Source organism: Hymenobacter ruricola, assembly GCF_015694525.1.
GTDB classification, from domain to species: Bacteria; Bacteroidota; Bacteroidia; order Cytophagales; family Hymenobacteraceae; genus Hymenobacter; species Hymenobacter ruricola.
The window spans coordinates 53,850-80,528 of record NZ_JADQDM010000013.1; the positions used below are offsets into that span (position 1 = coordinate 53,850).

Sequence of the window (26,679 nt, forward strand, 5' to 3'; positions counted from 1 at the left end):
AGCGGCGCTTACTGGCGCGGCTGGCTGTTGGGGTCGTTGGGGTTGTAGGCCGGCGGGGCGGGCTGCTGGTAGCCCTGCTGCGGGGCGCCGGGCTGCGGGTAGCCTTGCGACGGCTGCTGGGGGTAGCCTTGCTGCGGATAGCCCTGCGGCGGGTACTGCTGCTGGTAGGGCGGCTGCACAGGCGCGCCGGGCTGGTCGCGGTACTGGGGCTGCTGCTCCTCGGGCTTGGCGGTGGCGTCTTTGAACTCGCGCACGCCCTGGCCCATACCCCGGAACAGCTCCGGGATGCGCTTGGCCCCGAACAACAGGATGATGACGAACAGGATGAGCAGAATTTCGGTAGTGCCGAGGGGCCCTACCAGGAACAGGGGGTGATGCATGAGCGGGTGGGCGCCGGGGCCCGGTTTGGGTGTGAAAAAAGGATATACGGAACCGAGCGCGGTTTGGAGGCCCAAAGATACCCGATAGCAGGTGTTTGGTGCGTGAAGATGCGGGGTTCGCAGGTACAGGGCGCGGGTTCGGCGGGCTCAGAACGGGGTTCGGCGGGGGAATGCCGCGCTACACCGGCAGATGAATTAGCTTTGCTAAGCTCTGTCTGCCGAGCTCACTCGATTAACTACTTAGGGTAGCAACCCGCTTCTCGCCATCCGCTGTGAAACCACCCAAAAATCCTACCATTCCCGCCATTCCCGACGATGCCCTGCGCCAGGTAAACGAAGCCGAGCGCCTGGAAGCCTTGCACAGCTACCACGTCCTTGACACGCCTTCGGAGCAGGTTTTTACCGACATCGCTCAGCTTTCGGCCTTTATCTGCGGCACGCCCATCTCGCTGGTTTCGCTCATCGACGACGAGCGGCAGTGGTTTAAGGCCCGGGTGGGGCTCGACACCCAGGAAACGGCGCGCGAGCACGCCTTCTGCCAGTACGCCATGCGGGCCAACGACGTGTACGAAGTGCGCGACGCCACCACCGACGCCCGCTTCGCCGACAACCCGTTGGTGACGGGCGACCCCAACATCCGCTTCTACGCCGGCGCGCCGCTGCTCTCGCCGGAGGGCCAGCCCCTGGGCACGCTCTGCGCCATCGACACCATTCCGCGCGAGCTCACCACCGACCAGCGCGACGCGCTGCGCATCCTCGCCCGCCAGGTGATGGCCCACTTGGAGCTGCGCCGCATTCGCCTGCAACTCGAAAACGAGCGCCAGAAGCTGGAAGGCGTGCTGCGCATGGCCAACCACACCGGCGACGCCATGTACGCCAACAACCGCACCGAGATATTCGTGAAACAGGAGCAGCGCCTGGTGCGCGTGCCCACCGCCGACCTGCAGTACGTGGAGGCCCTCGGCGACTATGTGAACCTGCACACCACCCGCGAGCGCCTCACCATGTACGGCACCATGAAGGACCTGGAAACCAAGCTGCCGGTGCGCGATTTTGCCCGTGTGCACCGCAAGTACATCGTGCGCCTCGACCGCATCGTGGCCATCGAAGCCGACGTGGCCCTGCTCGACGGCGTGCGCGGCGGCGCCGTGCCCAGCGCCGCCGTGCGCGTGCCCATCGGCAGCTCCTACAAGGCCGGCCTGCTGGCGCGCCTGAACCTGGTGTAGCGTTTCAGGGGCAGGGCCCGGCATTGCGCCCAGCCAAACGCCACGTTCGCCGGGCCGCAGTCGCCATTCGCCGAAATGCCCGGGGCGCGGCTCCGCAAGGCCCCCATCTTTGTTCAGGTTATCGGTTGAGGCACGCTAGTAGCCGCTTCTGCCGACAGCTAAGTTTGTTTTCATAGCTCAGAAAGACACCGCGCTTTGCTCGGTGTTTTTTTTTGCCCGAAAGGAATCAGACGCCACCTATGCCGTCATGTCGAGCGCAGTCGAGACAACTCGCTTGGGGCAGTAATTCTGATGAATGGGTTTACTTCGGCACGCGAGATGTCTCGGCCAGTTCGACATGACAGTCCAGACTGTCTGCTGCAAGCCCAATTCCTCTTCTACTTCCGCCCCAGCCAGTTTTCCGGGTTCAGGTTGGAGGAGTTGTGCCAAATCTGAAACTGCACTTCCGAAGTGCCTTCGGCCGAGGTAGCCACCGTGCCAATGACTTCGCGGGCACTCACGCGCTGGCCCTCGTGCACGTTCACGGAGCGCAGCTTGGCATACACCGTGAAGAAGTCGCCGTGCTTAATCATGACGATGGTGTTCATGCCCGCGATGCTGGCAATCTTGTCCACGCGGCCATCGAAGCAGGAGCGCACGGCCTCGCCCTCGCCGGTCTGAATGTCGACGCCCCGGTTTTCGACGGTCACGTTTTTCAGTACCGGGTGCGGATGGCGGCCAAAATGCTGGCTGATGAAGCCGCGGCTCACCGGCCACGGTAAGTGGCCGCGGTTGCCGGAGAAGGACGAGGAGGCCAGCGCCGTTTCGGGCGTGAGGGCGATGCGCACGGCCCGGCGGTCGGCGGCCGCTTCCGCCGCCGTTTCCGGGGCATCGGACTCCGGGTTGGCGCTGGGGTCGTCGTTGCTGGCCGTTTCGGAAGTGGTATTATCGGTTTCGCGGCGTGGGCGAGCGGGTCCGGCACCGCCGCTGGCATTGCGGGCCGCGGCGGCCCGACGGGCGTCGCGGGCAGCGGCGAAGGCTGCTTCGCGCCGCGCGGCCAGGCGGGCGGCCCGGGCAGCACGGACTATTTCTTCCCGCACTCTGGCAGCAATTAAATTGTCCAGCTGATTGGCGGCCTGGCGGCGCTCTTCCAGCTCCTGGCGCAGGCCCTGCTCCTGCTGGCTGAGCTGCTGCACCATCTCGTCCTCTTTGGTCTTCAGGCTGAGCAGGTTGCGGTTTTCATTGAGCTGGCTGTTGAGCAGGCTGCTCTTGCGTTTCTGCTGCTCGGTGAGGCCCGAGAGCTGCTGGTGCAGCCGGTACTGCGTGCCCATGATGCGGGCCGCCTGCCGCTGCCGCTCCTCGGTGTATTGGCGGATGTAGCGCAGCCGCAACGCGAACTGGTTGAACGACTCCGAGGCAAACAAAAACATGAGCCGGTTGAAGCCGTTGGCCGTTTTGGAGGCGGTGTAGAGCAGCCGGCCGTATTCGGCCTTGAGCTCGCGCAGGGTTTGCTGGGTTTGCAGCACCTGCGTGGCCGTTTGGTGCACGTTGGTTTCGATGCCGTGCAGTTGCGTCGAAATGCCCTGAATGACCTGCTTCTTCTCCGTCAGCTTTTCCTTGATGACGTTGAGCTGGCCCAGGCTCACCTTTTTCTTTTCCTGGGTTTGGTTCAGGGCCTGGCTGGTTTCCTGAATCTGGCGCAGGTTGGCCTGGCGCTCGCGTTCCAGCTGGGCCTTGCTTTTGGGGCGGGCCTGGCGCGTGGCCAGGCGCTGCGGCGCGCGGGTGGAAGTCCGCCGGGTCGTTTTGGTGGTTTTGGCGGGCGGCTGTTTCTTCCGCTGCTGGGCCGCCGCCGGCCCGGCCAGCCACAAGCTCAGCACGCACAGCCACAGCCAACGGCCCGTGTGTGGCCGCGCGTGGGCGCGGGCCAGCAAGGAAGCTGTGGAGGAGAAGAAATTGTGCACCGGATATCCGTCAGAAGCCACTTTATTTCTGCCGCTTGTAGCCCTTGGGCACCGCAAACGGAAAGGCCAGCCGCTCGCGCCCGGCGTTCACCTTGCTGTAGTTGATGGCCGCCGTTACCACGCCCGCCGAGGGCTGCTGCGCCTGAATGAACGTGGCGTGGGCAAACGGCAGGTTACCCTGGTCTTCCAGCGGCTTAAAATCGGTGTAGTCCACGGTCAGGTTGCGCTGGGTGGCGTCGTCTTTCACCTTCAACTGCTGCACGCGGCCGGTTTCGGGTTGCAAGAGGCGCTCAATGAGCACGCCGGCTAGCGGGTAGCTCACGCGCTGGCGGCCAGCTTCCTCCACCGTGATGGTGGGCGTGGTGCCAGTGGGCGCGGGCTGGTAGTCGCCGAGCAGCAGGGCCTGCATCTGGGCGAAGCTCACGGGCACGTTCAGCAGCTTGCTGAGGTAGTCGTAGCCACCCGAGAAGTAGGTTTTCTCCAGGCGGTTCAGCACGTGCACCGAGTCGCGCGTGAGCACGGCCCGCACGCCCTCGATGCCCACCAGCGAGGCCGAAACCCAGATGATGCTGTCGCGGCGCATGCGGATGGCGATGTTGGCCCCCTGCTTTTCGCCCTTCATGTTGATTTGCGCTTTGCCTTTGGCGTTCAGGAAAACAAAGCTGGTGTTGGTGGCCCGCACCGACGGCTCGGCGGCCGATACCGACGTGCCGGGGCCCTTGGTGGAAACGGTGGGCACGGCTTTGCGGGCGCAGCCGCCCGCCAGCAGCCCGAGGGCCAACAGCAAAGAAATTCTATTCATACAGTTTTCGGTCTTTCAATTTGCGCTCCAACAGGTTGGAGGCCACGCCGGCTTTGCGGGCGCGCTGCCATTCGGCCACGGCCTTGTCGGGGTCGCCGAGTTGGAAGAGGACGTCGCCGTAATGCTCAATCACGGAGGCGTCTTTGGTGGTTTGCATGGCTTTTTCCAGCGCCGCCCGGGCGCCGGCGTAGTCCTTCATCTTGTACAGCACCCACGCGTAGGTATCGAGGTAGGTGTCATTGTCGGGAAACTGCTTCACCACTTTGCCCGACATCTGCTTGGCCTTGTCCAGCTTTTCGCCCCGCAGCGAGAGAAAATAACTATAGTTGTTGAGCACCTGCACGTTGTTGGGGTCGCTCACCAGGGCCGCCTCGTAGGCCTCGTCCGACTTCTCGTACAAGTGCATCTCGTGGTAGGCGTCGCCGAGCTGCGCGTCGAACTGGCCCAGCAGCTCGGGGTTGTTCACCACCAGCTTGCGGCCGTGCTCCAGGGCTTTCACGCCCTTCTGCGGCTGTTTTTTCAGTAAATGGGCCACGCCGTTGTAGAACCACAGCGACGACTGGTTCGGAAACAACTCCAAAGCCCGGTCGGTGTGCACCAGCAGCGAGTCGGTCTGGTTCAGTTCGGCATCAATGAGCACGACCTGCTGCCAGATTTGAAACTTGGAATTGTCGTAGCGCAGGGCCTGCAGGTAGGTGTCGCGGGCGTCCTTTTTGTGGTCGGTCAGGGTTTGGATATCGCCGGCCACGGCGTAAGACTTAGCGTCCTTCGGGTAGGTTTTGATGGTAGCGGCGGCCAGGTCCCGCGCCAGCTGGTTCACCGATTCCTTCGGGTTCGGCAGCTGCTTGATGTAGCCCACCAGCACGCGCACCCGGTCGTCGATGTCCAGCGCCGGGCTGGCGAAGGCCTGCTTCAACTGCTGCGCCGATTCGGCGGGCTGGTTTTGCTGGCGGTACACTTCGGCCAGTATCATGTGGGCCTGTGGGTTGTCGGGGTCCACGCGCAGGGCCTGCTGGGCCACGCGCAGGGCGTCGGGCAGGCGGTTATTGCTGGCGTACATCTCGGCCTGGGCCAGCACGTAGCGGCTCTCCGTCGGGTTGGCCTTGATGAGCTTTTCGCCCTCGGCCAGCGCCAAATCCAGCTTGTTCTGCTTCAGGTAAATCTGCTGCTTCTTGAAGGAAATCTCATCCACCTGCCCAAATTCTTTCTCGGCCTGCTCCAGAGTGGCCAGGGCCTCGGGCAGCTTGTTCTGGGCCAGGTATAAGTCCGCCAAGTTGAACAGGTAGCTGCCCGAATTTGGCACCTGCTTGATAAGGGCGGCGTAGGTTTTGGTGGCCCCGTCGTACTGTTTCTGGCTGGCCTGCACCTGGGCCAGCAGCAGGTAGTAATAGGCGTTTTTCGGGTCGAGGCGAATGGAGGCCTCGGCGTAGTTGCTGGCGTCGCGCAGGTTGCCGCTCAGCAGGTTGGCTTCCGCTATTTTGTAGTTGATGGCCGCGTTGTCGGGGTTCAGCGAATACGCTTTCAGCAACTGCTCCAGGCCCTTGGTGTAGTCTTCCAGCAGCACGTACTTCACGCCTTCCACAAACAGCGCCTCGCTCATTTCGCGCTCGCGCTCCGAGAGCGGCGGCGCACTCGCCCGCTTGGCGCGCAGCTCGGCCAGTTTTTTCTCGGCTTCGCGCTGCTCTTTTTCCAGGGCGCGCTGCTCTTTGCGGCTCAGTTTGGCCGGCGGCTGGGGGGCGCCATCCGTGGGCTGGGCATGGCTCACGGCCACCAATCCCAACCAAAACAACAGACTCAGAGCAACTTGACGCATATACAACAAAACCGGACCTCGGGCCCGGCTCACGAAATTACGGGGTTTACGAACGAACGACGCGGCCCTCCGCGGAAGGCCGCGTCGCTAGTAACGCATTTCCGCTTTAAAATGTCACACCCGCAACTGGTTATAATCGCCGAGGCTCAAGTCGTCGGGCGAGCCCACCACGCTGGCGTGGTTGCCAATCATGGAATTGGTGATGACCGCATTCAGCACCGAGGCCGACTGCTGCACGATGGAGTTCGACAGGCGCGAGTCGCGCACGTTGGCGTGGTCGCCCAAACTCACGTGCGGGCCCACCACCGAGTCGGTCACGATGGCGTTTTCGCCAATGTACACCGGCTCGATAATCACCGAGTTGGTGATTTTGGCCGAGGCGGCCACCAGCGACTCGCCGCGTTCCTTGAGGTACTCCAGGTAGCGCTGGTTGGTGAATACCGTGGCGTCCTTGTTGCCGCAGTCAAGCCACTCGGTCACGCGGCCGGGCACGAACACCGTGCCCTTGTTCTTCATGTTTTCGAGGGCGTTGGTGAGCTGGTACTCGCCTTTGTCCTTTATGTCGTTGTCGAGCAGGTACTGCAGCTCGTCGCGCAGGTACTCGCCGTCCTGGAAGTAGTAGATGCCGATGATGGCCAGGTCCGACACGAATTCCTGCGGCTTTTCCACAAACTCCGTAATCTGGCCCTGCTCATTCAGCTTCACCACGCCGAAGGGGCGCGGGTCTTCTACTTTCTGCACCCAGATGGTGCCGGGCACGCTGGAATCCAGCGTGAAATCGGCTTTGAACAGCGTGTCAGCAAAAGCCACCACCACCGGGCCAGTCAGAGCTTCCTTCGCGCAGAGAATGGCGTGGGCGGTGCCCAGCGGCTCGTCCTGGTACACGATGGTGCCCTTGGCGCCTACCGACTCGGCAATTTTCACCAGGTTTTTTTCCACCTCGGCGCCAAAACGGCCGATGATGAAAGCCACCTCGTCCACCGGCTCGCCGCATACTTTGGCAATGTCCTCCACAAGGCGCTGCACAATGGGCTTGCCCGCAATTGGAATCAGGGGTTTGGGAACGGTGAGGGTGTGGGGGCGCATGCGCTTGCCCATGCCGGCCATCGGGACGATGATTTTCATGTGTTGAGTAGTGGTCAGGTATTTATGATGTTCATTCAGTGTGCGCTAGGCGTTGGCCGCGTCCGCCCGGCAATCGGTTGTTGGCGGCCCGAAGCTAGGGCCTGCCCGCCAACAACCGATTGCCGGATATTAGCTTTTTCCTGTACTGCCATACCCACCCGTGCCGCGTTGGGTTTCGCTCAGGGCCTCAACGGGCTGCCAAGCTATGGTTTCATGCTTGGCAACTACCAGTTGGGCAATGCGTTCGCCATCGTTCACTACGAAGGGCTCATTCGACAAATTCACCAGCAGCACCCGGATTTCGCCCCGGTAGTCGGCGTCAATCGTGCCCGGGCTGTTCACAATGCCGATGCCGTGCTTCACGGCCAGCCCGCTGCGGGGCCGCACCTGCGCCTCGTAGCCCACCGGAATTTCCAGGCTCAGCCCCGTGGGAATGAGTTGGCGCTCCAGCGGGCCCAGCGTGACGGGACCATCCACGAGGTGGGCCCGCAAATCGAGGCCGGCGGCGTGGGGCGTCTGGTATTCGGGCAGCGGGTGGCCGGAGTGGTTGATGACGGGAATTTGCATAGGAACGAAATTAAGACAGCGATAAGCTAGCCGGCCAAAGATAGGAGTGTCCTTATGCGGATAGTAAAAGCATTGCCCTAGAAGTGCAGTCTCAGTTCATGTCAAAAGCCCTGGCAGTGAAGTTGCCAGGGCTTTCCAATGCTCGCTGTTGTTTGTCCGCAGCTAATGAGTTATTGGATTAGAAAAACTCTCGTGGTCAATCAGCACTTTGTTCGTTGTGATGATATCTGCCCCAACAACCTTTAGCGTATAAATGCCTGCGGGCATTTCTTTGGTATCGATGATTAAATCTGCTGATGTCAGGCTTGACGTAAAAACAATCTTTCCATAGGCGTTAGACAGATAAAGCGTGCTTTTAGCATTCTCTTCCGCGCCTTTCACAAGCAGCGACGCATTGGCAGGATTGGGATAAAAGGACACTTGCCGCGGTTGTTCTCCCCCGGGAGGATTTGAAGTATTGGGCGGGCAACTTAGGGGCCGATAGATTCTATCGCTGATTGTAACTGTCCCACATTCGTTGGTAATAGATAGTGTATAAGGCGCAGCGGGATTTGTACCAGGATAGGCATACCACTCTCCACTAATGCAAGGGTCAGAAGTATGGACACAGCCGCATCCAGGGTCCGTCCCCGGACCCGGTGTTGGCGCTACTTTACCCTGAACACTGTCCATTTGGGTCGTGTTCACTAGTGCTCGGTGAGGCGCCAGAGCCATTGTCGTCCAATCGTACGTTGCTCCCATTAGGCTCGCTCCCGGGATGTATGCGCATAGGTTGAAAGATTGACAGGAGACGGCCGGATTCTGTGGCGAATTGTGGAGCAGGGCGTAGAGGTCGCTGTAGCTTATTGGCAAACCTATCCAAAAGTTTTTCGTGATTTTACCTTCCGCTGATGTGCAAACAGTCCCGTTCTGAAATATGGGCTCTGCAGCAATCCAGCCAGGCTCCGTCAAATTCGCCGATACCGGGGTCACCGTTACCGTGTTGCCTGTCGTGCTTGAAAGAACCAGATTGCTGGAGCATGTCCAATTAATTCCAGTGGTAGGCAGGCGAAAGGCGGCAGTAAAATCTTGCGGTCCACATATTGCCTTTTTTTCCGCCACAGGCGAGCTGTTTAGTGTTCCCCCACACAGGTGCTTTGGGTCATCAATTGGGATGCGCTGATAGACCCTGATGTAATCAATGTTGTAGGATGCGGGCAGGGTTGCCGTTCCATCGATGCCTTCGTCGCCCATTTTCAGCTCAGCCACGATGTTAAGCGGACTGTCGGGCCACAGTGGGTTGCTGATGCACGTGGCGCATGAGTTCTCGCCGCATGGGTTCCCCAACATGTCTACATAACGGTAATAGCGGTTCACTTCTACTCCGTCGTAGAACCAGACGATTCTGCTTGGCTCCCATTCAACAGCATAGATATGGTAGCCATTTGTGATACCGGTTACACGAGGGTCTTTTTGAAAATTTACCCGGGAGAACGAGTTGGGCAAATCGTGTGGGGAATGTCCTTCGCAATCTTTGCATTCTACCCCTCTGGTGCTCGGGTGAGTATTATAGGGCTGCCCGTGTAGGGAGGTGTATAAAGTGAGATGGTCTGCTGTATACGTCCAGCCATAAGACAGGCCATCCCAATATTCTTGGCGATGGTGAGAATCATTGACCTCCAGCACATCTATTTCGGAAGTGCCACAATTGCCGCCTATAAGCCAGAACGAACTCCATAATGGCTGACCCATCCATCCACAAGTGCCTCGCGGCATCTGGCATCGGATTTCGAAGCGACCGTACAGATACTGATTTTTACTGTAAATAAGCCCGCCCGTAAAGTCGCCATTTTTTGAACCATACGGCTGAGGGTTAGGCTCTGATTTTACTTGAAGCGTTAAGATTCCATTATCAACAGTAACATTCTCGTCTCTGAACACAACCGGCCCTTCTGGTTTGGTTCGGTCATCAGGACTGGTATATGGATAGTAAGTTGCCCAGTCGTTAGTATTGATTGCCGTACCATCGAATTCATCGTTGTAGATGAGACGAAAAGGCTGATTGGATATTCCTGAATTGCACCGATATGCGTATCTGATATTGGAAGAGAAATTGGTGCATGTACCGTCAAACCACCCAATGGATGATTGGGCCAAGGCATACCCGCCGGGCATACACAGTAGAAGTAATATTCTAATTCCAAAAAGCGAGTGTAATATTTTTTTCATGCGTTTACTGTAGGTTGAGGGTGAAAAATATAGCGACAATATAGGTACTTGCCCCAGCTTATTGACAACACACGGAGGAACACCCAGAAACGCAGGCTGCGCGTGCGACGGAATACACGGCCAAAGGTGTCTGTAGACCAACTTACCTTGCCCGACCCGGCCCTGCATGTCGGCTACAGGTACAAATCGGCAGGACGAGCGCCTGAGCGGTTGTTCCAAACAAAAACCAGCAAGCCCTTACCGGGCCGCAGCCAACATACAAACGAGCATTGCACCCTAAACGAGAGGTGTAACAGCCACTCAATGCGCGGTGCGGATTGACCACGCGCTTATATATATAAAGCTGCTGCCATCTGCTCCATGCTCGTCGTACTGAGAGTTGTTCGTCGATGGCCCTGGCCGTTCTGCAAACGTCGGCCTTCGCTTGTACAGGCAGCGCGCTATCGTTAATCTAGTGGTTTCTTTATGACCAGAACGCTCGCATCCTGCTGCAGGTACTTGGGCAATGTGGTGCACCCCGGTCCAATAAAAACGGCTATGCCCTCCCCCCAACTCCGCAAGTTCTGGCACTCCTGCTCGGAGGGCAATTGCCAATATACATTGCGCCGCGAGTAGAACATGGCTTCTACATCCTCAAATGGCGGTGCGTTGAGCACTACGTAGCCGGATGGCACCAAGGCGTCGAGTTGCCGGTAGATTTCCGTATGTTGCAACTTGCGCTGCCGGTCCCGTCGTAGTTCTGGGCTGGTATGAGCAAGGGAATGGTGTTTAAGTAAAGCAGTGGGTCTTAGGTTACAGAATAGCATTAACCCTGCCAATAGCATTCCTCCCCATTTTCCAGCCCTACCCCGGTGGTTAAGCCACCTCGTGGCTTCTACCCAACCCAGGGCCGCAAGCAGTAGCAACACCGGCGCCACTGCATAGGTATAGGAAACCATTTTGGTGGCAGCGCACGAGAAAAAGGCAAATACGACGCCGCAGGTTAGCAGCAAGGGCAACACCACAGGCCGCCAGGGGCGGGTGACCAGCACGCCAAATCCACCCGCAATAGGCAGCACAATCCATTGGAACTGATACCATAGATTTGTAATGTAGAAGTACCACGGGCCGCCCTTGTCTTCAAGCACCTCACTGAAGTGTCTGGCCGCATATTCTTGCTCGAAGGCACTTTCCAACGGAAATTTGTGGCGAATGTATACTTGCCAAGGTAACGCGACGGCCAACGTTATGGCCAGTGCTGCTAATAGCCGGCCGTATTCCTGCACTTTCCGGCGGTGAACATCCACCAAGACATCGGCGCCCCAGGCGGCGTACACAACCAGCCCCGGCAGCCATTTACACAACACGGCCGCCCCTGCTAGCAAGCCGGTTAGCACTGCCCAGCGCCACGCCCGGGCTGGCGTGGCCCGACACTCGTAGTAGGCCCACAGGCTGCCGGTTACATAAGCCATAAAAGCCACGTCGGCATGGTCCACACTTTGCCAGCCACTGGTCAGTTCCAAGGAGTAGTACGCCATAGCAAATAACACCCCTGCATGATAACCAATGATGGCGTTAAAAATGAGGCAACCCAGTCGATATACTGGCCAGATAACGGCGGCACCCAGCAACGCACTGGGTAGCCGGAGCGCGAATTCACTCACCCCCAAATACCGAAAGCTGGTGGCTATTTGCCAAAGGAATAGCGGCTGTTTGTGCAGCCACACGGAATTGCAGCACCACTGCTGGTAGTCATAGGGTAAGACTGGGTCAGCGTGTAGTACGGGACGCATCCAGTTATCCAGCAAATTTTTAGCCACTAACGCATGAAAACGCTCATCCCAACTGTGCAAAAAGGGGTCAAGGCCGGCTACACCGATGCGCAAAGTCAGGGCCGCAGCCATTAACACGGCAATAGACTGCTGGCGCTGCTCACGTTGATAACGCCAACCACTTAGCAGCATCAACCCGCCACTCAGGCCAATCAATATGAATTGTTGCATTACCGTCAATTATTAGTAACTCGCTGCGGACGTTCCACCACCCACAGCGCCGCCAGAAACAGCACCGTCAGGCCCGCGTGCCAGGCGTGGCGCGTCCAGAAGCCCGCCACCGGCACCCACCAGCCCAAGGCCACCAGCCCCACGGCAAACAGCAGCCACAGCCCCAGCCTCAGCGCCGGATACGGCACCGGGAAGTGCCGCTCGCCCAGCCGCCAGCACAGCACGGCCATGGTGAAATAGCAGGCCAGCGTGGCCAGGGCAGAGCCCATGTAGCCCAGCACCGGAATCAGCAGAAAGTTGAGGGCAATGGTGAGCACCGCGCCGCCGGCTCCGATGTAGGTGCCGAAGTAGGTCTTATCCGTAAGCTTGAACCACACCGACAGGTTGTAGTACATGCCCAGAAACAGGTTGGCCAACAGCAGAATAGGCACCACGATGAGGCCCTGCAAATACTCTGGCCGCCGCAGAAACAGCGGGCCAATGTCTTCCACGTTCAGGCTGATGCCGACGAAGATGACGGCGCAGCACAGCGTGAACCACTTCAGAATCATGGCAAACGTAGCGGGTGAATTCTTCTCGGTGCTTTGGGCGAAGAAGAACGGCTCGGCCGCGTAGCGGAAGGCCTGAATGACAAGCGACATGAAAATGCTCAGCTTGTAGCAAGCCCCATAGATGCCCACCGCCGTCAGGCTGCTCTGGCCCGGGTAGAAGTTGTCGGGCAGCCACTTGGGCAGCAGAATGCGGTCCAGCGTCTCGTTCACCATGCCGGCTAGGCCCATCAGCATCAGCGGGTAGGCATAGCCGAGGAGCGGCTTCAGAAAATCCAGGCGCAGGCGGAAGCGGAAATCCAGCAGCTCGCGTCCCAGCAGCAGCAGCGTGAGGCCGCTGGCCACCAGGTTCGACAGGAAAATGTAGCCCACGCCCATGCCCGGGTCGTACACCCGCGCCACCAGCGGCTGCAGCACCGGCAGCCACTTGCCGCTCAGCACGGCCGGGCACAGCACGATGAAAAACAGGTTCAGCACCACGTTGGCCACGATGCCGGCCAGCTTGATGCCGGCAAACTTGCGGGCCTTGTTTTCGAGCCGCAGCCGGGCAAACGGGATGGCCGTCAGCGCGTCCAGCCCCAGAATCAGGGCCACCCACACGGCGTACTGCTCGTGGCCGGGCGGAATCTCCAGCAGCCCCAGCAGCGGGCGCGCCAGCAGCATCAGCAGCGCCGTGAGGCCCGCGGTGCTCAGCAGCAGCAGGCTCAGCACCCGGTCGTAGAGCTCGCGGCGGTTGGCGCCCGGCCGGTTGGCAAAGCGGAAAAACGTGGTTTCCATGCCGTAGGTAAACACCACGTTCAGAAACGAGACGTAGGCATACAGCCCCGTCACCACGCCGTATTCCGCCGCCGAAAACGCCTTCGTGTACAACGGCACCAGCAGGTAGGTGAGCACCCGGCCCACGATGCTGCTCACCCCATACACCGCGGTTTGCGACGCTAGTTTTTTAACTACACTCATTCTTTTTTGATGAAGAACGTCTCTGTCATCCTGAGCATTCTGCGAAAGCAGAGACGAAGGACCTTATCACGTTGGCAGCAGTAACTAATTACTACAAGCTGCTCTGGCGTGAGAAGGTCCTTCGCTGCGCTTAGGATGACAGAGACGCTATTTACCGGTGAACACGGCCGGGCGCTTCTCCACAAACGCCGTGGTGCCTTCCTTGAAATCGTCGCTCTCGAAGGCGCGCCCGAAGGCTTTCGCCTCCTCTTCGTAGCCGTTCACGCCCTTGGCGTAGTGGGCGTTCACGCATTCCAGCACCATGCCCACGGCCAGCGGCGCCTTGCCCAGAATCTTGCCCAGCAGTTGTTGGCAGAAGGGCAACAGCTCGGCCTGCGGCACCACGTGGTTCACCAAACCCAGGCGCAGGGCCTCGTCGGCCTTCACCTGGTCGGCCGTCAGCAGCAGCTCAATGGCTTTGCCCTTGCCGATGAGCTGCGGCAGGCGCTGGGTGCCGCCGTAGCCGGGCAGCAGGCCCAGGTTCACCTCGGGCTGGCCAAACCGGGCGTTGTCCGACGCCACGCGCATGTGGCAGGCCATGGCCAGCTCGCAGCCGCCGCCCAGCGCAAAGCCGTTCACGGCAGCAATCACGGGCTTGGTACTTTCCTCGATGCGGCAGAAGGCTTCCTGGCCGCGCTCGGCGGCGCGGGCGGCCTGCGCGGGCGTGAGGGCGGCCAGCTCGGCAATGTCGGCGCCGGCCACAAAGGCCTTCTCGCCGCTGCCCGTTAGGATGATGCCGCGCACCTGGGGCTCGTTCAGCGCCTGCTGCACGGCCGCGTCGATGTCGGCAATGGTGGCCGCGTTCAGCGCGTTGAGCTTGCTGGGCCGGTTGATGGTGAGAGTGAGGATGCCGCTGGCGGAATCCAGGTCGTACAGCAGGTTTTCGTAGGAAGCAGACATGGTGTAAAAACGGCCGGGAATGGTTTGGCCCTGCCAAAGATAGGGCCGCGCTCCACAGGGCTTGGCCGGGCCGGGGCAGCGGTTCGTCGCCTTCGCACCCCCACCAAGCGAAAGAGCGAACCACGCTCACGCTTCATGCACCACTTTTGCAGCACTAAAGCTGCTATGTATTTGGGTATAAATAAGTAGCTTTAGCCGCAACTCATTCGTTCACTATTCATCTCAAACCGCCATGGGACTTGTTTCTGAATTCAAAGACTTTATTGCAAAAGGCAATGTGCTCGACCTCGCCGTGGGCGTCATCATCGGCGCGGCCTTCGGCAAAATCGTGACCTCGCTCACCGACGACGTCATCATGCCCGTGGTGGGCATTTTCCTCGGCCACACCGATTTCTCCACCATCATGCTGGGTCCGATGAAAATCGGCTTGTTTATCAACGCCGTCATCAACTTCGCCATCATCGCCTTCATCATTTTCCTGATTGTGAAGGGTGCCAACAGCATCAAGAAAAAGCCCGTGGAAGTGGTAGAGGTAGCGGCCACCCCCCCGCCGCCCACCACCGACCAGCAGCTCCTCATGGAAATCCGCGACGCTCTGCGCGCCGGCCGCGCCTAAAGTCCAATTCCATTCACCCCGAAAAAACAGCTGCCCACCGAGTTCTGGGTGGCAGTTTTGCGCTTTTTGCCTCAAGTTGCGGTTTTAAATGGTCGAGGTAACTTGCCGAATCGAAATATGTTGCGAACTTAGGGGCGACCGAACGAAGAAAGGCTTCCCAATTGGGCCTTTGGTGAACCACCCCTTCCGCTCATTCGTTAAGTCGCATTCCTCCTCCACCCCCCGCCCACCTGACATGAAGATTTTCTTTGCTGCCGCTCTGCTGAGCGGCCTGAGTCTTGGCCTTTCGTCGGCCGCGCACGCCCAAACCGGGCCTGCTTTCCCCATGCCCGGCCAGGGTTCCAGCGAGGCCAACGCCCGCAGCACCTCGGGCACCAACGCCCAGGAACTGGCCCGCAACCAGCGCCGCGCCGCCATGACGCCCGACGAAGTGAAGCGCGACCAGCAGTTGGAACTCCTCGAAGCCCGCACCGGCAACACCAGCTTCGGCGGCCGCAGCGGCCCCGAGCGGCAGTTCGACAGCAACCGCAGCGGCGGCGGCTTCATGGTGAAGAAGTTCAAAAGCAAGTCCGGCACCATGGAGCAGAAGCGCGGCCAGAGCCACCCCATCGGCGGCTCCAACCCCGCTGGCAAGCCCCTGGTGCACAAGCACAGCAATCAGAAGCACAAATTCTTATTCTTCTAAACTCGGATTTTAAGCCAACAAAAAGCCCCCGCTGCATCGGCAGCGGGGGCTTTTTGTTGAACCAGCTTCGGCCTACAGCGTCCGCTTGATTTCCTTTTCTTCGAAGCCTTCAATGTTGTCGCCTTCCTGCAACTCGTTGAAGCCCTTGATGGAGATACCGCACTCGTAGCCCTGGCGCACCTCGCTCACGTCGTCTTTGAAACGCTTGAGGTCCTGAATGTCGCCGGTGTGCAGCACGATGCCGTCGCGCACCACGCGCACCTTGGTTTTGCGGGTCATGGTGCCTTCCGTCATCATACAGCCGGCAATGGTGCCCACTTTGGTAATGTTGAACACCTGACGAACCTCGGCGTTGGCCACCACCACTTCCTGCACCGTCGGGGCCAGCATGCCTTCCATGGCATCCTTCACCTCGTTGATGGCATTGTAAATGATGGAGTACAGACGAATGTCAATTTGCTCGTTCTCAGCCAGCTTTCGGGCGCTCTGCGAGGGCCGCACCTGGAAGCCGATGATGATGGCGTCGGAAGCCGAAGCCAGCAGCACGTCGCTTTCCGAGATAGCGCCCACCCCTTTCGAGAGGATGTTCACCTTCACTTCCGGCGTGCTCAGCTTGAGCAGCGAGTCGGAAAGTGCTTCCACCGAACCGTCCACGTCGCCCTTCACCAGGATGTTGAGTTCCTTGAACGAACCGATGGCCAGGCGGCGACCAATTTCGTCCAGCGTGATGTGCTTCTTGGTCCGGATGGTTTGCTCGCGGGCTAGCTGCAAGCGCTGGGTGGCAATTTCGCGGGCTTCGCGTTCCGTCTCCATCACCTGCAGGCGGTCGCCAGCCTGCGGGGCACCAGTCAGGCCGAGCACCTGCACCGGCGTAGCGGGCGGCGCGGTCTTCATCTTCTTGCCGCGGTGGTCGGTCATGGCCTTCACGCGGCCGAAGTGCGGACCGGCCAGAATCACGTCACCTACGTTCAGCGTACCGGTTTGCACCAGCACAGTAGTTACGTAGCCACGGCCTTTGTCCAGCGAAGCTTCGATTACGGTACCAATGGCGCCGCGGTCGGGGTTGGCTTTCAGGTCGAGCAGTTCGGCTTCGAGCAGCACCTTTTCGAGCAGGTCGTCAATACCAATGCCCGATTTGGCCGAAACCTCTTGGCTCTGGTATTTGCCGCCCCATTCTTCCACCAGAATGTTAATCTGGGAAAGCTCCTCGCGGATTTTCTCGGGGTTGGCGGCCGGCTTGTCAATCTTGTTGAGGGCGATGATAATCGGTACCCCAGCCGCTTGCGCGTGATTGATGGCCTCCTTGGTCTGCGGCATCACCGAGTCATCGGCCGCCACCACGATGATGGCAATGTCCGTCACCTTGGCACCGCGAGCACGCATGGCCGTAAAGGCTTCGTGACCAGGCGTATCAAGGAACGTGATGGGCTGGCCCGACTTGGTTTTCACCTCATAGGCCCCGATGTGCTGCGTGATACCGCCGGCTTCGCCCTTGGCCACACTCGCGTCGCGGATGTAGTCAAGCAGCGACGTTTTGCCGTGGTCGACGTGCCCCATGATGGTGACGATGGGGGCACGAGGCCGCAGGTCTTCTTCCGCGTCGCCGGCATCGATGCTGATTTCTTCCTCTTCTTTCGACAGGAACTCTACATCGAAGCCGAATTCGTCGGCAATCACCGTAATGGCCTCGGCATCAAGGCGCTGGTTGATGGACACGAACATGCCCATGCCCAGGCACACCTTGATTACCTCGTTCACGTTCACGTCCATCAGCGAAGCCAGGTCATTGGCCGAGATGAATTCAGTGAGCTTGAGGGTCTTGGCGTCGAGTTCATTCTGCGCGCGCAGGGCCTCGCGGTCCTCCGCCAGCATGCTCCGCTTGTCGCGGCGATACTTGGCGCGGTTGGCTTGGCCGGTGGCTTTGTTGCCGCCGAGCTTGGCCAGCGTGGCCTTAATCTGCTCCTGAATCTGCTTTTCAGCCTGCTCCGGCGTGAGCGCGGGCGCGTTCGGCTTCGGGCCGGGCTGGCCGGGGCGCTGGCCGGGGCCACCGGGACGGTTGCCGCCCTGGCCACCGCCGGGGCGGTTGCCCTGATAGCCGCCACCCTGGCCGGGACCACCCGCCGGACGGTTACCTTGGTAGCCGGGACTGGGCGGCGAGGTGGTGCTGCCGGGAGGGCCGGGCAGGCGCGTGCGCTTCTTCTGGCCGGGGCCAGCAGGCAAGCCACGCTTGCTCACGTCGGACGACGCAATGGGGCGGGGGCCACGGCCACCCGGACCACGACGGTCGTTGTTAATAGAGGACAGGTCGATTTTGCCGAGCACCGTGAGGCCCTTCAGCGTGTCCGACTTGGCGACAATGGTGCTGGTATCTTCCGGAGCGCTCGTCTCTGCGGGTGCAGCCGGTACCGCAGCGGCCGGAGCCGGAGCAGTTGGCGCCGCCACGGGTGCAGCAGGTGCTGCCGGAGCAGCAGCAGCCGGCGGTGTAGCTACCGGTGCCGGAGCAGGCTCAGCTTTCGCAACGGGCTGCGGGGCGGGAGGTGCCACGGGAGCAGGAGCCGGCGCTTCCACTTTGGGCGGAGCCGGAGCTTCTACTTTCGGGGCTGCCGAAGCGGGTGCTGCCGGGGCTGGGGCCGGAGCAGCCGGCTTAGGGGCCACTACCCGGCCTTTGCTATCCAATTCAATTTTGCCCAACACTTTGAGCCCAGGCGCGGCTGGCGCTTGGGGAGCGGGTGCGGGGGCCGGTGCCGCGGGGGCTGCCGGCGCTTGAGCAGCCGGCGCCGGCGCCGGAGCAGCCGCTGCTACCGGAGCAACGGGCGCGGCGGGCTTGGGCGCCGGGGCTGGCGTGGCCACGGGGGCCGGGCGCGGGGGCGCCGGAGCAGGCTTGGGAGCTGCTTCAAGGTCGCTCTGACGCTTCGCCTGGATGACCTTTTGGGCCTCCTGACGGTCGTGAGCTGAGGCTGCAAATTCCTTTTCAAGCGAGGCCACTTGCTCACCGGTAAGCTTCGTGGTCGGCTTGTTTTCTACTTGTATGCCTTTTCTGGCCAGGGCTTCGACCACCCTGTCCATTCCAACGTTCAGGTCTTTGGCCGCCTGTTGTAGCCGTTTCGGGGTTGCTTCCGCCATTCTATCTGTTACTCGCGTACGATACGCTTCTAAGTGCAAAGGTATTACATTAAATCTTGCCAGCAGGGCGTAAACCGCGCCTGCTGGCCCGATTTATTACCTCTGCCGTACCGGCCGCGCGGCCGTCATTGGGCTGGCTCGGCGGGAGAGCTGGCGCCCGCTTCCTCAGTCGTTGCTTCGGTTTCCGTGTCCAACACGGCGTGTTCGGCCGCTACGGCGGTGGCCGAAGCGTGCGTTACGGCGGCTTCTTCGCCGACGGTGGTATCGGTGGTTTTACCCGCCGCTACGCGGTTTTTGGCCGCTTCCAGCGTGCTGTCGTCGAGGTCTTCGTCGTCGGCAAATTCCTGGCGAATAATGCGGTACACATCGTCCACCATTTCTTCTTCGAGCTCTGTGCGACGCACAATGTCGTCTTTCTTCACCGCCAGTACGGCGCGGCCGGTGTCGAGGCCGATTTTCTTCAGCTCGGCCAGCACCCAAGGCTCGATTTCGTCCTGGAACTCGTCCAGCGAGATGTCTTCCTCGTAGTCGGTGGCTTCGCGGAATACGTCGATTTCCATGCCCACCAGGCGGCTGGCCAATTTAATATTGGCGCCGCCGCGGCCGATGGCCAGGCTCACCTGGTCGGGCTTCATGAACACGGAAACCCGGCCGTTCTCTTGGTTTATCTTCATAGAACCCACTTTGGCCGGGGATAGTGCCCGCGCAATATAGAGTTCCAGGTTATCAGTGTAGTTGATGATGTCGATGTTCTCGTTTTCGAGCTCGCGCACCACCGGATGGATGCGGCTGCCCTTCATGCCCACGCAAGCGCCCACGGGGTCGATGCGCTCGTCGTAGCTTTCGACGGCCACTTTAGCACGCTCGCCGGGTTCGCGCACCACGTTCTTGATGGTGATGAGGCCGTCGTAAATCTCGGGGACTTCCAACTCGAACAAACGCTCCAGGAAAGCGGGTGCGGCGCGCGAAAGGATGATTTTCGGCGTGCCGTTAATAACCTCTACGCGGTGCACCACGGCACGCACGGTGTCGCCCTTGCGGAAACGGTCCTTGGGGATTTGCTCGCCCTTGGGCATCACTAGCTCGTTGTCGTCCTTGTCCATGATGAGGGCCTCGCGGCTCCACACCTGGTAGACTTCGCCGGTCACGATTTCGCCGACCTGGTCTTTGTATTTCTGGTAGAGGTTGTCGCGCTCCAGGTCCTTCACGCGCTGAATCAGCGTCTGGCGGGCCATGAGCACGGCGCGACGACCGAAGTCCTCCAGCTTCACGCCTTCGGCTACGGATTCTCCCACTTCAAAGTCGGGCTCGATTTTCTGGGCTTCGGCCAGCGGAATTTTGTCGTGGTCCCAGATATCCTCCGAGTTGTCGTCCACGATTTCGCGGTTGCGCCAGATTTCCAGGTCACCGTTGTCGGGGTTGATGATGACGTCGAAGTTTTCGTCCTGGTCGTACTTTTTGCGAATCATCGTGCGAAACACGTCGTCCAGGATGCTCATCATCGTGGGACGGTCGATGTTTTTGCTCCGGGCAAATTCGCTGAAGGACTCAATTAGTTCGTGGCTATTCATTGTTTTAGCTGTTAGCTAGTAGCTGATGGCTTTTAGCTTTTTTGAATAAACAGAATGAACGTCAGCTAACAGCTAATGACTGTCAGCTAACAGCTTACTTAAAGGAGATAACAACCTTGGCCTCCTTAATGTCCCCGAAGGAATAAAAAGCGGCGGGCAGGGTAGTTTTCTTGGTTTTTTGCTTGATGACTTCTTCGATTTCCACGCCTTCGGCCGTGGCAGCGGTGAGGACGCCGGTTTTCTCGGTGCCGTCGTTGAGTTTCAGGTCCAGCGAACGGCCGATGTGGCGCGGGTACTGGCGCGGGTCGGTGAGGGGCTGGTCGGCGCCGGGGCTGGTGACTTCGAGCGAGTACACCGAATCCTCGCCGTACCGTTCTTCGATGCGGCGGTTGAGGCGGCGGCTAATCATGGCGCACTCGTTGATGCCCAGGCCGGTGGGGCCGTCGAGGATGACGGTAATCTTGGGCATCACCGAATCGGACACGGTGAGGCCCACGATGAACAGTTCCAGGTCGCCGATGGCGTCGCGGAGCATTTCCAGCAGCAGGGTACGGTCGTAGGACATGGATGAAACGGGGCAAAAAAAGAGGGGACTCTGCGTCCCCTCTTTGCTAAAGCGAATACCAACTTCAGGGGCAAAGATACGACAATGGCCGGCGGAAAGCAAGACAGGCCCGCGGGGAAGGGTTTGGGCCGCTTTCGCACAGCAAATTCCCGGCTGAGCTTTGGCAGGCAGCGGCGGCGGAAATCCCGTGCGGTTGCAAACATGGCGCGGCTTTGCAAGGTTTGGCACGCAGCCTGCACCTTTGCGCGCGCATTCTCACCTTTTTACTTTACGCTCATGCAAACCAGTCAACTGTTCCGCCACTTCGTTTTTAGCTGCGCGGCGGCCTTTGCCACAAGTGCGGCTCATGCCCAGACTACGCCTGCAGCACCAACGATGCCAGCCAAAGAGGCCAAGCCGAGCCCGCCGGCCACGGCCACGGGCAAAATCGGCGGTGCCGACGTGACGGTGAATTACAGCAGCCCGGGCGTGAAGGGCCGCAAGATTTTTGGCGGCATGGAGCCTTATGGCAAGGTGTGGCGCGCCGGGGCCAACGAGGCCACCACGGTGGAATTCAGCAAAGACGTGACGGTGGAAGGCAAGCCGCTGCCGGCCGGCAAGTACGGCTTCTTTCTGATTCCGGCCGAGAAGGACAAATGGACCGTGATTTTCAACAAAGTGCCCAACCAGTGGGGCGCCTTCAAATACGACGAGAAGCAGGACGCGCTGCGCGTGATGGTGGCGCCCCGCAAAACCAGCAGCGTGACCGAGCGGCTGGCGTATGAGGTGACGCCCAAGGCCCTGGTGCTGCGCTGGGAGAACGTGGAAGTGCCGGTGACTATTAAGTAAGCCTCTGGATAATTGTAGCATGGACTCTGCGAGTCCGCGCGTAGGGGCCTTCCCGGCGCGGACTCGCAGAGTCCACGCTACATACTTTTGCACCCATGCCCGACTCATCCCAACCCATGGACTACAAGCTCACCCAATACAGCCACGGCGCGGGCTGCGGCTGCAAAATCGCGCCGGCCGTGCTCGACCAGATGCTGCACACCAGCATTGCGCAGCCCCAGCACGACAAGCTGCTGGTGGGCAACGCCAGCCGCGACGACGCGGCCGTGTACGACATCGGCGGGGGCCAGGCGGTGATTTCGACCACCGACTTTTTCATGCCCATTGTGGACGATGCGTATGATTTCGGGCGCATTGCCTCGGCCAACGCCATTTCGGACGTGTACGCCATGGGCGGGCGGCCGCTGCTGGCCATTGCCGTGCTGGGCTGGCCCGTGGACAAGCTGCCGCCCGAGGTGGCGCGCCGCGTGCTGGAAGGTGCCCGCAGCATCTGCGCGGAGGCAGGCATTCCGCTGGCCGGCGGCCACAGCATCGACTCGCCGGAGCCCATTTTTGGGCTGGCCGTGACGGGCATGGTCGACATCGTGGATTTGAAGCAGAACGACACGGCCACGGCCGGGTCGGAGCTGTTTCTGACCAAGCCGCTGGGCGTGGGCATTCTGACGACCGCGCAGAAGAAAGGCCTCCTGCGGGACGAGGACGCCGCCATCGCGCCGGCTCAGATGATGCAACTGAACAAGATTGGCGCGGAGCTGAGCAAGCTTTCGGCCGTGACGGCCCTGACTGACGTGACGGGCTTCGGCCTACTGGGCCACTTGGCGGAAGTGTGCGAAGGGAGCGGGCTAACGGCTGAAATCGACTTCAACAAAGTGCCGCGCATCGCGGCGGCCGACTCCTACCTCAAGCAAGGGAGCGTGCCCGGTGGCACCACCCGCAACTGGGCCAGCTACGGCCACAAAGTAGGCCCCATCACGGACGAGCAGCGCGCCTGGCTCTGCGACCCGCAGACGTCGGGCGGCCTGCTGGTATGCGTGGAGCCCGACGGCCGCGCGGCGGTGCAGGCCGTGTTTGAAAAGCACGGATTGGCGCTGGAAAGCTTTGGGCACCTGCGCGCCCACGCCGAGGGCGAGGCCTGGGTGCAGTTGGGCGCCTAGCGCCAACTTCCTTTTCCATGAAAACCGCCCTCCTCCGCCCCCTGCTCGAAGCCGCCGCCGTGCTGCTGCTGGTGCTGGGGGCGGCGCGCTGGGTAACGGGTCTGTTTTCGAAGCGCACCCACCTGTACCGGGCCACGGCGGCGCGGCAGCTGCGGCTGCTGTTTTGGCCGCTGCTGGCGCTGGGCGCGGGCCTGAGCGTGCTGCCCGCCGTGGCCGTGGGCGAGCAAGCCGCCAGCGCATTTGAATGGGCGTTGACCGGGGGCTTCGTGCTGTTTACGCTGCTGCTGGGCGGGCCGGCGGCGCTGCTGCACCTGCGCTACTGGGCGCTGAACCACGCCACCACGCTGGTTTTTCAGCCCACCGAAAACGTGTTTGAAGTGTACGAAGCCGGCCAGCGCGTGCCCTTTGCGCGGCGCGATGTGGCCAGGGTAGAACGGGTAACGTGCCGGGCCCGCCGCACCTTCTGGGCCAAGTACGACTACCTGCGGCTGCACCTGGTTGATGGGCGCGTCATTACCTTGACTTCATTGCTCACGGAGCTGGAGCCGCTGGCCATTTTCCTGCGGAGCGTGCCCACCGAGCGGCGCAGTGCCCGCTGGTGCTGGGTGTAACCAACGCCGATTAGCGGGCCTTGCGCTGGTACAATCCCGGCGTGCCCGTGGGCTGATACGGCCCGAACAGGCCCGGCAGCAGCTGCTTGAGGCGGGGCACCTGGTTGCCCTGGTCCAGCAAGTAGTCCGGCGGGTGGTCGCCCATTTTCCGGGCCACGCGCACCACGGCGGCGTACTCGTTGAGGTGGCCGAAATCGGCTTGCGACAGGGCCCAGTCGAGGTAGGGCGTGGCGGGGTGGTTGTGGAAGTAGGCGCGGTCGTCGGGGCCGAGGATGAGCAGCGTCTGGCCGCGCAGGGCGGCGTAGCGCGGGTCGGGCGCCAGGCCGAAGCGGCTTTCGGCGGGCATGTGCAGCAGGGTTTCGAGGCGGGGCACGTGGGCCCGGTAGCGCAGCACCACCGCCGCGTTGATGATGAGCAGCAGCAGCAGCTCCAGCAGCCAGCTTTGGCGGTAGCGCTGCCACAGAAACAGGCTGAAATACGCCAACGGCGGCAACAGCAGCACCAGCACGCCCGGGGCCGCGCCGCGCTCCACGGCCGCCGTGGCAATGGCCACCACCAGCCACACCAGCATCAGCTGCCGAAACTTGGCCTGGAACACCAGGCCCAGCGAGGTGCCCAGCGAGCGCAGCAGCGCCAGCACCAGCACCACGCCCGGCACAATGAGCAGCCGCAGCTGCAAGCCCGCCGGCAGGCCGCTGGCAATGAGGTCGGTGAGGCCCGGCTGCAAGTGGAACTGCCCAAAGCCCGGCAGTGCCCCCGCGTAGAAGAAATACGTAGCCACCAGCGCATACGGGAAGAAAAACCCGCACAGCAGCAACAGGAAGCTGCGAAAAGAATTGGCGGCGAAAATTATCACTGCAAACAGCCCCACTACCAGGAACAAGGCCAGCGGCAGGTAGCACAGCGCCCCCAGCCCAATGAGAAAGCCGGCCCGAAACAGGCGGCGGTTGTCGTAGCCCTCGCGCGAGGTGGGCAGCAGCGCGCTCAGCGAAAACACCACAAACGTGTTGCCCAGCAGCAGCGGCGAAAGCGCATCCAAATCGGTGCTGATGCTGCCCACCAGCAGGTAGGTCAGCGCCGCCACGTAGCCGCGCTCGGGGTGCACGTCGTAGCGGTTGAACACGACATTGAGCCGCAGGGCCTGCACCAGCAGCAGCAGCAGCGCCACCACCCGGTAGAGCCACACCGGCCGCGCCACCACGGCATCGAGCACGCCGAAAAAGGCGGCCGCCAGCGGCGCGGTGCCGTCGTAGAGGTCGCGGTAGGGCAGGGCGCCGCCGTGCACCCGCTCGCCCACCAGCAGCGCGCGCAGCTCGGCGGCCGTCACGGGCAGGCCCAGCCACAACAGCGGCAGGCGCAGGGCCAGCACCAGCACCAGCAGGGCCAGCAGCTGCGCCGGCAGGGAGCTTTTGAAAAAGCGGAGCACTGGCAGGAATACGGAAAAGGGAACAAGGGAGCGGCAAAGGTATTGGGTCGGTCAACTCTGTTAGAAGCACTCCGTGCGGCGCCCCGATTCTTATTCCCTATCCCACATTCCTTATCCCATATCCCTTATTCCCCCAATCGTACCTTTGCCCATTAGTATGGAAAGCAAACGACAACAAAAAATGGCCAGCCTGCTGCAGCAGGAGTTGGCCGCCGTGCTGCAGCGTGACTTGCCGCACCTGTTCGGCGGCGGGCTGGCGCCGGCCATCAGCGCCGTGAAGGTGACGCCCGACCTGGGCCAGGCCCGCGTGTACCTCAGCCTGCTGCTGGGCAACAACGCCGCCGACCGCCTCGATATCATCAAGGACAACGCCAAGGAAATCCGGCACGCCCTGGCCAAGCGCATCCGCAAAACGGCCCGCGTGGTGCCGGAGCTTATTTTCTTTCACGACGACAGCGCCGCCTACGCCGCCCACATGGACCAGGTCCTCGGCACCCTCGACATCCCGCCCGCGCCGAAGGACGACGAAGGCGACGAGGACGACAAACCGGCCCGCCCGCGCCTCTTCAAGGGTGAATAAATTTATTGATGTGCTGATTAGTCGATGTGCTGATGTGCTGCCGCAGTGTTCTGCTGCGGTTCTTTCCATCAGCACATTGCCCCTGCAGCACATCAGCACATCGACTAATCAGCACATCGCCTTTGTACTACGACCCGATTAAGAAGACGCTCGGCCAGGTGTTCAACCGCACGCCGTGGCTGCGCCGGCTGTTTTATCACCTGCTCGACCTCTTGCTGCTGCGCACCTGGCACGTGCACCGCGAGCTGCGCCGCTGGGCCAAGGGCCGCACCCAGGAGCCGCTGAACATCCTCGACGCCGGCTCCGGCTACGGCCAGTACACCTACTGGATGAGCGGGCTGAGCGCGAAATGGCACATTCTGGCCGTGGACGTGAAAGAAGAACAAGTGGCCGACTCCAACACGTTTTTCCGCCAGATTGGGCGCAGCAACGTGCAGTTTGCGGTGCAGGATTTGGTGCTGTACCAGGAGCCCAACTCCTTCGATTTGGCCTTGTCGGTCGACGTAATGGAGCACATTCTAGAAGACGTGGAAGTATTCCGCAACATCCACGCCTCGCTGAAGGACGGCGGCATGCTCCTGATTTCCACCCCCAGCGACCAAGGCGGCTCCGACGTGCACGACGACGGCGAAACCAGCTTCATCGAGGAGCACGTGCGCGACGGCTACAACATCCGCGAAATCCAGCAGAAGCTCACCACCGCCGGTTTCGAGCGCGTAGAAGCCCGGTATTCGTACGGCGAACCCGGCCAGATTTCCTGGCGCCTGAGCATGAAATACCCAATATTGATGCTCGGCAAGTCGCGCCTGTTCTTCATCATCCTGCCGTTTTATTACCTCATCACGTTCCCGTTCTGCCTGCTGCTGAACTGGCTCGATGCCCGCACGACACACGATTCGGGCACCGGCCTCATCGTGAAAGCCTGGAAGTAGCGCCAACGCGCCAGGGCCGACCAGCGTTAACCAGCATTCGGTAGCTTTACCCGAAATTGCTTTGCCTAAACCGCCTGCACTTCTGCCCGCTAATTTCC

21 protein-coding genes and 1 pseudogene are annotated in these 26,679 nt (G+C 60.9%); 8 read left to right on the plus strand and 14 right to left on the minus strand.

The annotated features are described in order from the left end of the window. Positions 1–8 precede the first annotated feature (8 nt). On the minus strand, positions 9–380 hold the full coding sequence (locus I2H31_RS25695; RefSeq protein ID WP_196294679.1) for a Sec-independent protein translocase subunit TatA/TatB: 372 nt from the start codon (positions 378–380) through the stop codon (positions 9–11). 272 nt (positions 381–652) lie between these two features. On the opposite strand from I2H31_RS25695, the gene I2H31_RS19200 reads away from it, so the two are divergent. Beyond that, positions 653–1,606 carry a GAF domain-containing DNA-binding protein gene (locus I2H31_RS19200; RefSeq protein ID WP_196294680.1) on the plus strand — a complete coding sequence of 318 codons (954 nt, stop codon included), beginning with the start codon at positions 653–655 and terminating at the stop codon, positions 1,604–1,606. 377 nt (positions 1,607–1,983) lie between these two features. Here I2H31_RS19200 and I2H31_RS19205 read toward each other — a convergent pair whose 3' ends face one another. From I2H31_RS19205 to I2H31_RS19245, 9 genes are all read right to left on the minus strand, one after another. After that, complete coding sequence (locus I2H31_RS19205; protein ID WP_317192244.1) at positions 1,984–3,567, minus strand: murein hydrolase activator EnvC family protein; 1,584 nt, start codon at positions 3,565–3,567, stop codon at positions 1,984–1,986. 1 nt (position 3,568) lies between these two features. Beyond that, positions 3,569–4,348 (minus strand): DUF4292 domain-containing protein, encoded by a 780-nt coding sequence (locus I2H31_RS19210; protein ID WP_196294681.1) that lies wholly within the window; start codon positions 4,346–4,348, stop codon positions 3,569–3,571. Then, entirely contained in the window at positions 4,341–6,161 is a 1,821-nt protein-coding gene (locus I2H31_RS19215; protein WP_196294682.1) for a tetratricopeptide repeat protein, read from the minus strand. Before I2H31_RS19215 ends, I2H31_RS19210 begins: the two co-directional genes overlap by 8 nt. A gap of 114 nt (positions 6,162–6,275) precedes the next feature. Continuing rightward, a complete protein-coding gene (locus I2H31_RS19220; protein WP_196294683.1) occupies positions 6,276–7,286 on the minus strand; it encodes a sugar phosphate nucleotidyltransferase in 1,011 nt (336 codons plus the stop codon). A 129-nt stretch (positions 7,287–7,415) separates the two neighbouring features. After that, positions 7,416–7,853: a dUTP diphosphatase gene (gene dut, locus I2H31_RS19225; RefSeq protein ID WP_196294684.1), complete on the minus strand. Its 438-nt coding sequence runs from the start codon at positions 7,851–7,853 to the stop codon at positions 7,416–7,418. A gap of 162 nt (positions 7,854–8,015) precedes the next feature. Next, on the minus strand, positions 8,016–10,061 hold the full coding sequence (locus tag I2H31_RS19230; RefSeq protein WP_196294685.1) for a family 16 glycosylhydrolase: 2,046 nt from the start codon (positions 10,059–10,061) through the stop codon (positions 8,016–8,018). Positions 10,062–10,507: 446 nt separating this feature from the next. Further along, on the minus strand, positions 10,508–12,043 hold the full coding sequence (locus I2H31_RS19235; protein ID WP_196294686.1) for an ArnT family glycosyltransferase: 1,536 nt from the start codon (positions 12,041–12,043) through the stop codon (positions 10,508–10,510). 5 nt (positions 12,044–12,048) lie between these two features. Next, positions 12,049–13,551, minus strand: a complete 1,503-nt coding sequence (locus tag I2H31_RS19240; protein ID WP_196294687.1) for an oligosaccharide flippase family protein — start codon at positions 13,549–13,551, stop codon at positions 12,049–12,051. 147 nt (positions 13,552–13,698) lie between these two features. Further along, the gene (locus I2H31_RS19245; protein WP_196294688.1) at positions 13,699–14,490 is read right to left on the minus strand and encodes an enoyl-CoA hydratase/isomerase family protein; all 792 of its coding nucleotides are present in this window, start codon (positions 14,488–14,490) and stop codon (positions 13,699–13,701) included. Between the two features lie 232 nt (positions 14,491–14,722). On the opposite strand from I2H31_RS19245, the gene mscL reads away from it, so the two are divergent. Beyond that, on the plus strand, positions 14,723–15,106 hold the full coding sequence (mscL, locus tag I2H31_RS19250; RefSeq protein ID WP_196294689.1) for a large conductance mechanosensitive channel protein MscL: 384 nt from the start codon (positions 14,723–14,725) through the stop codon (positions 15,104–15,106). Between the two features lie 235 nt (positions 15,107–15,341). Beyond that, the gene (locus tag I2H31_RS19255) at positions 15,342–15,791 is read left to right on the plus strand and encodes a hypothetical protein (RefSeq protein ID WP_196294690.1); all 450 of its coding nucleotides are present in this window, start codon (positions 15,342–15,344) and stop codon (positions 15,789–15,791) included. A gap of 72 nt (positions 15,792–15,863) precedes the next feature. Here the strand turns inward: I2H31_RS19255 and infB are convergent, their stop codons facing one another. From infB to I2H31_RS19270, 3 genes and pseudogenes are all read right to left on the minus strand, one after another. Beyond that, the gene (gene infB, locus I2H31_RS19260; RefSeq protein ID WP_196294691.1) at positions 15,864–18,914 is read right to left on the minus strand and encodes a translation initiation factor IF-2; all 3,051 of its coding nucleotides are present in this window, start codon (positions 18,912–18,914) and stop codon (positions 15,864–15,866) included. Positions 18,915–19,252: 338 nt separating this feature from the next. Then, positions 19,253–20,485 (minus strand): annotated as a pseudogene (gene nusA / locus I2H31_RS19265) (transcription termination factor NusA); the annotation flags it as partial. Positions 20,486–20,579: 94 nt separating this feature from the next. Continuing rightward, on the minus strand, positions 20,580–21,050 hold the full coding sequence (locus I2H31_RS19270; RefSeq protein WP_230687934.1) for a ribosome maturation factor RimP: 471 nt from the start codon (positions 21,048–21,050) through the stop codon (positions 20,580–20,582). Positions 21,051–21,326: 276 nt separating this feature from the next. Here I2H31_RS19270 and I2H31_RS19275 point away from each other — a divergent pair, with 276 nt between their 5' ends. From I2H31_RS19275 to I2H31_RS19285, 3 genes are all read left to right on the plus strand, one after another. Further along, the gene (locus tag I2H31_RS19275) at positions 21,327–21,878 is read left to right on the plus strand and encodes a DUF2911 domain-containing protein (protein ID WP_230687935.1); all 552 of its coding nucleotides are present in this window, start codon (positions 21,327–21,329) and stop codon (positions 21,876–21,878) included. Between the two features lie 116 nt (positions 21,879–21,994). Beyond that, complete coding sequence (gene selD, locus I2H31_RS19280) at positions 21,995–23,032, plus strand: selenide, water dikinase SelD (RefSeq protein WP_394368974.1); 1,038 nt, start codon at positions 21,995–21,997, stop codon at positions 23,030–23,032. 17 nt (positions 23,033–23,049) lie between these two features. Beyond that, on the plus strand, positions 23,050–23,643 hold the full coding sequence (locus tag I2H31_RS19285) for a hypothetical protein (protein WP_196294694.1): 594 nt from the start codon (positions 23,050–23,052) through the stop codon (positions 23,641–23,643). 10 nt (positions 23,644–23,653) lie between these two features. Here I2H31_RS19285 and I2H31_RS19290 read toward each other — a convergent pair whose 3' ends face one another. Further along, positions 23,654–25,069 (minus strand): hypothetical protein, encoded by a 1,416-nt coding sequence (locus tag I2H31_RS19290; protein ID WP_196294695.1) that lies wholly within the window; start codon positions 25,067–25,069, stop codon positions 23,654–23,656. Positions 25,070–25,226: 157 nt separating this feature from the next. On the opposite strand from I2H31_RS19290, the gene I2H31_RS19295 reads away from it, so the two are divergent. Both I2H31_RS19295 and I2H31_RS19300 read left to right on the plus strand, forming a co-directional pair. Next, a complete protein-coding gene (locus I2H31_RS19295; protein WP_196294696.1) occupies positions 25,227–25,649 on the plus strand; it encodes a ribosome-binding factor A in 423 nt (140 codons plus the stop codon). Between the two features lie 122 nt (positions 25,650–25,771). Further along, positions 25,772–26,581 carry a class I SAM-dependent methyltransferase gene (locus I2H31_RS19300; RefSeq protein ID WP_196294697.1) on the plus strand — a complete coding sequence of 270 codons (810 nt, stop codon included), beginning with the start codon at positions 25,772–25,774 and terminating at the stop codon, positions 26,579–26,581. Positions 26,582–26,679 lie beyond the last annotated feature (98 nt).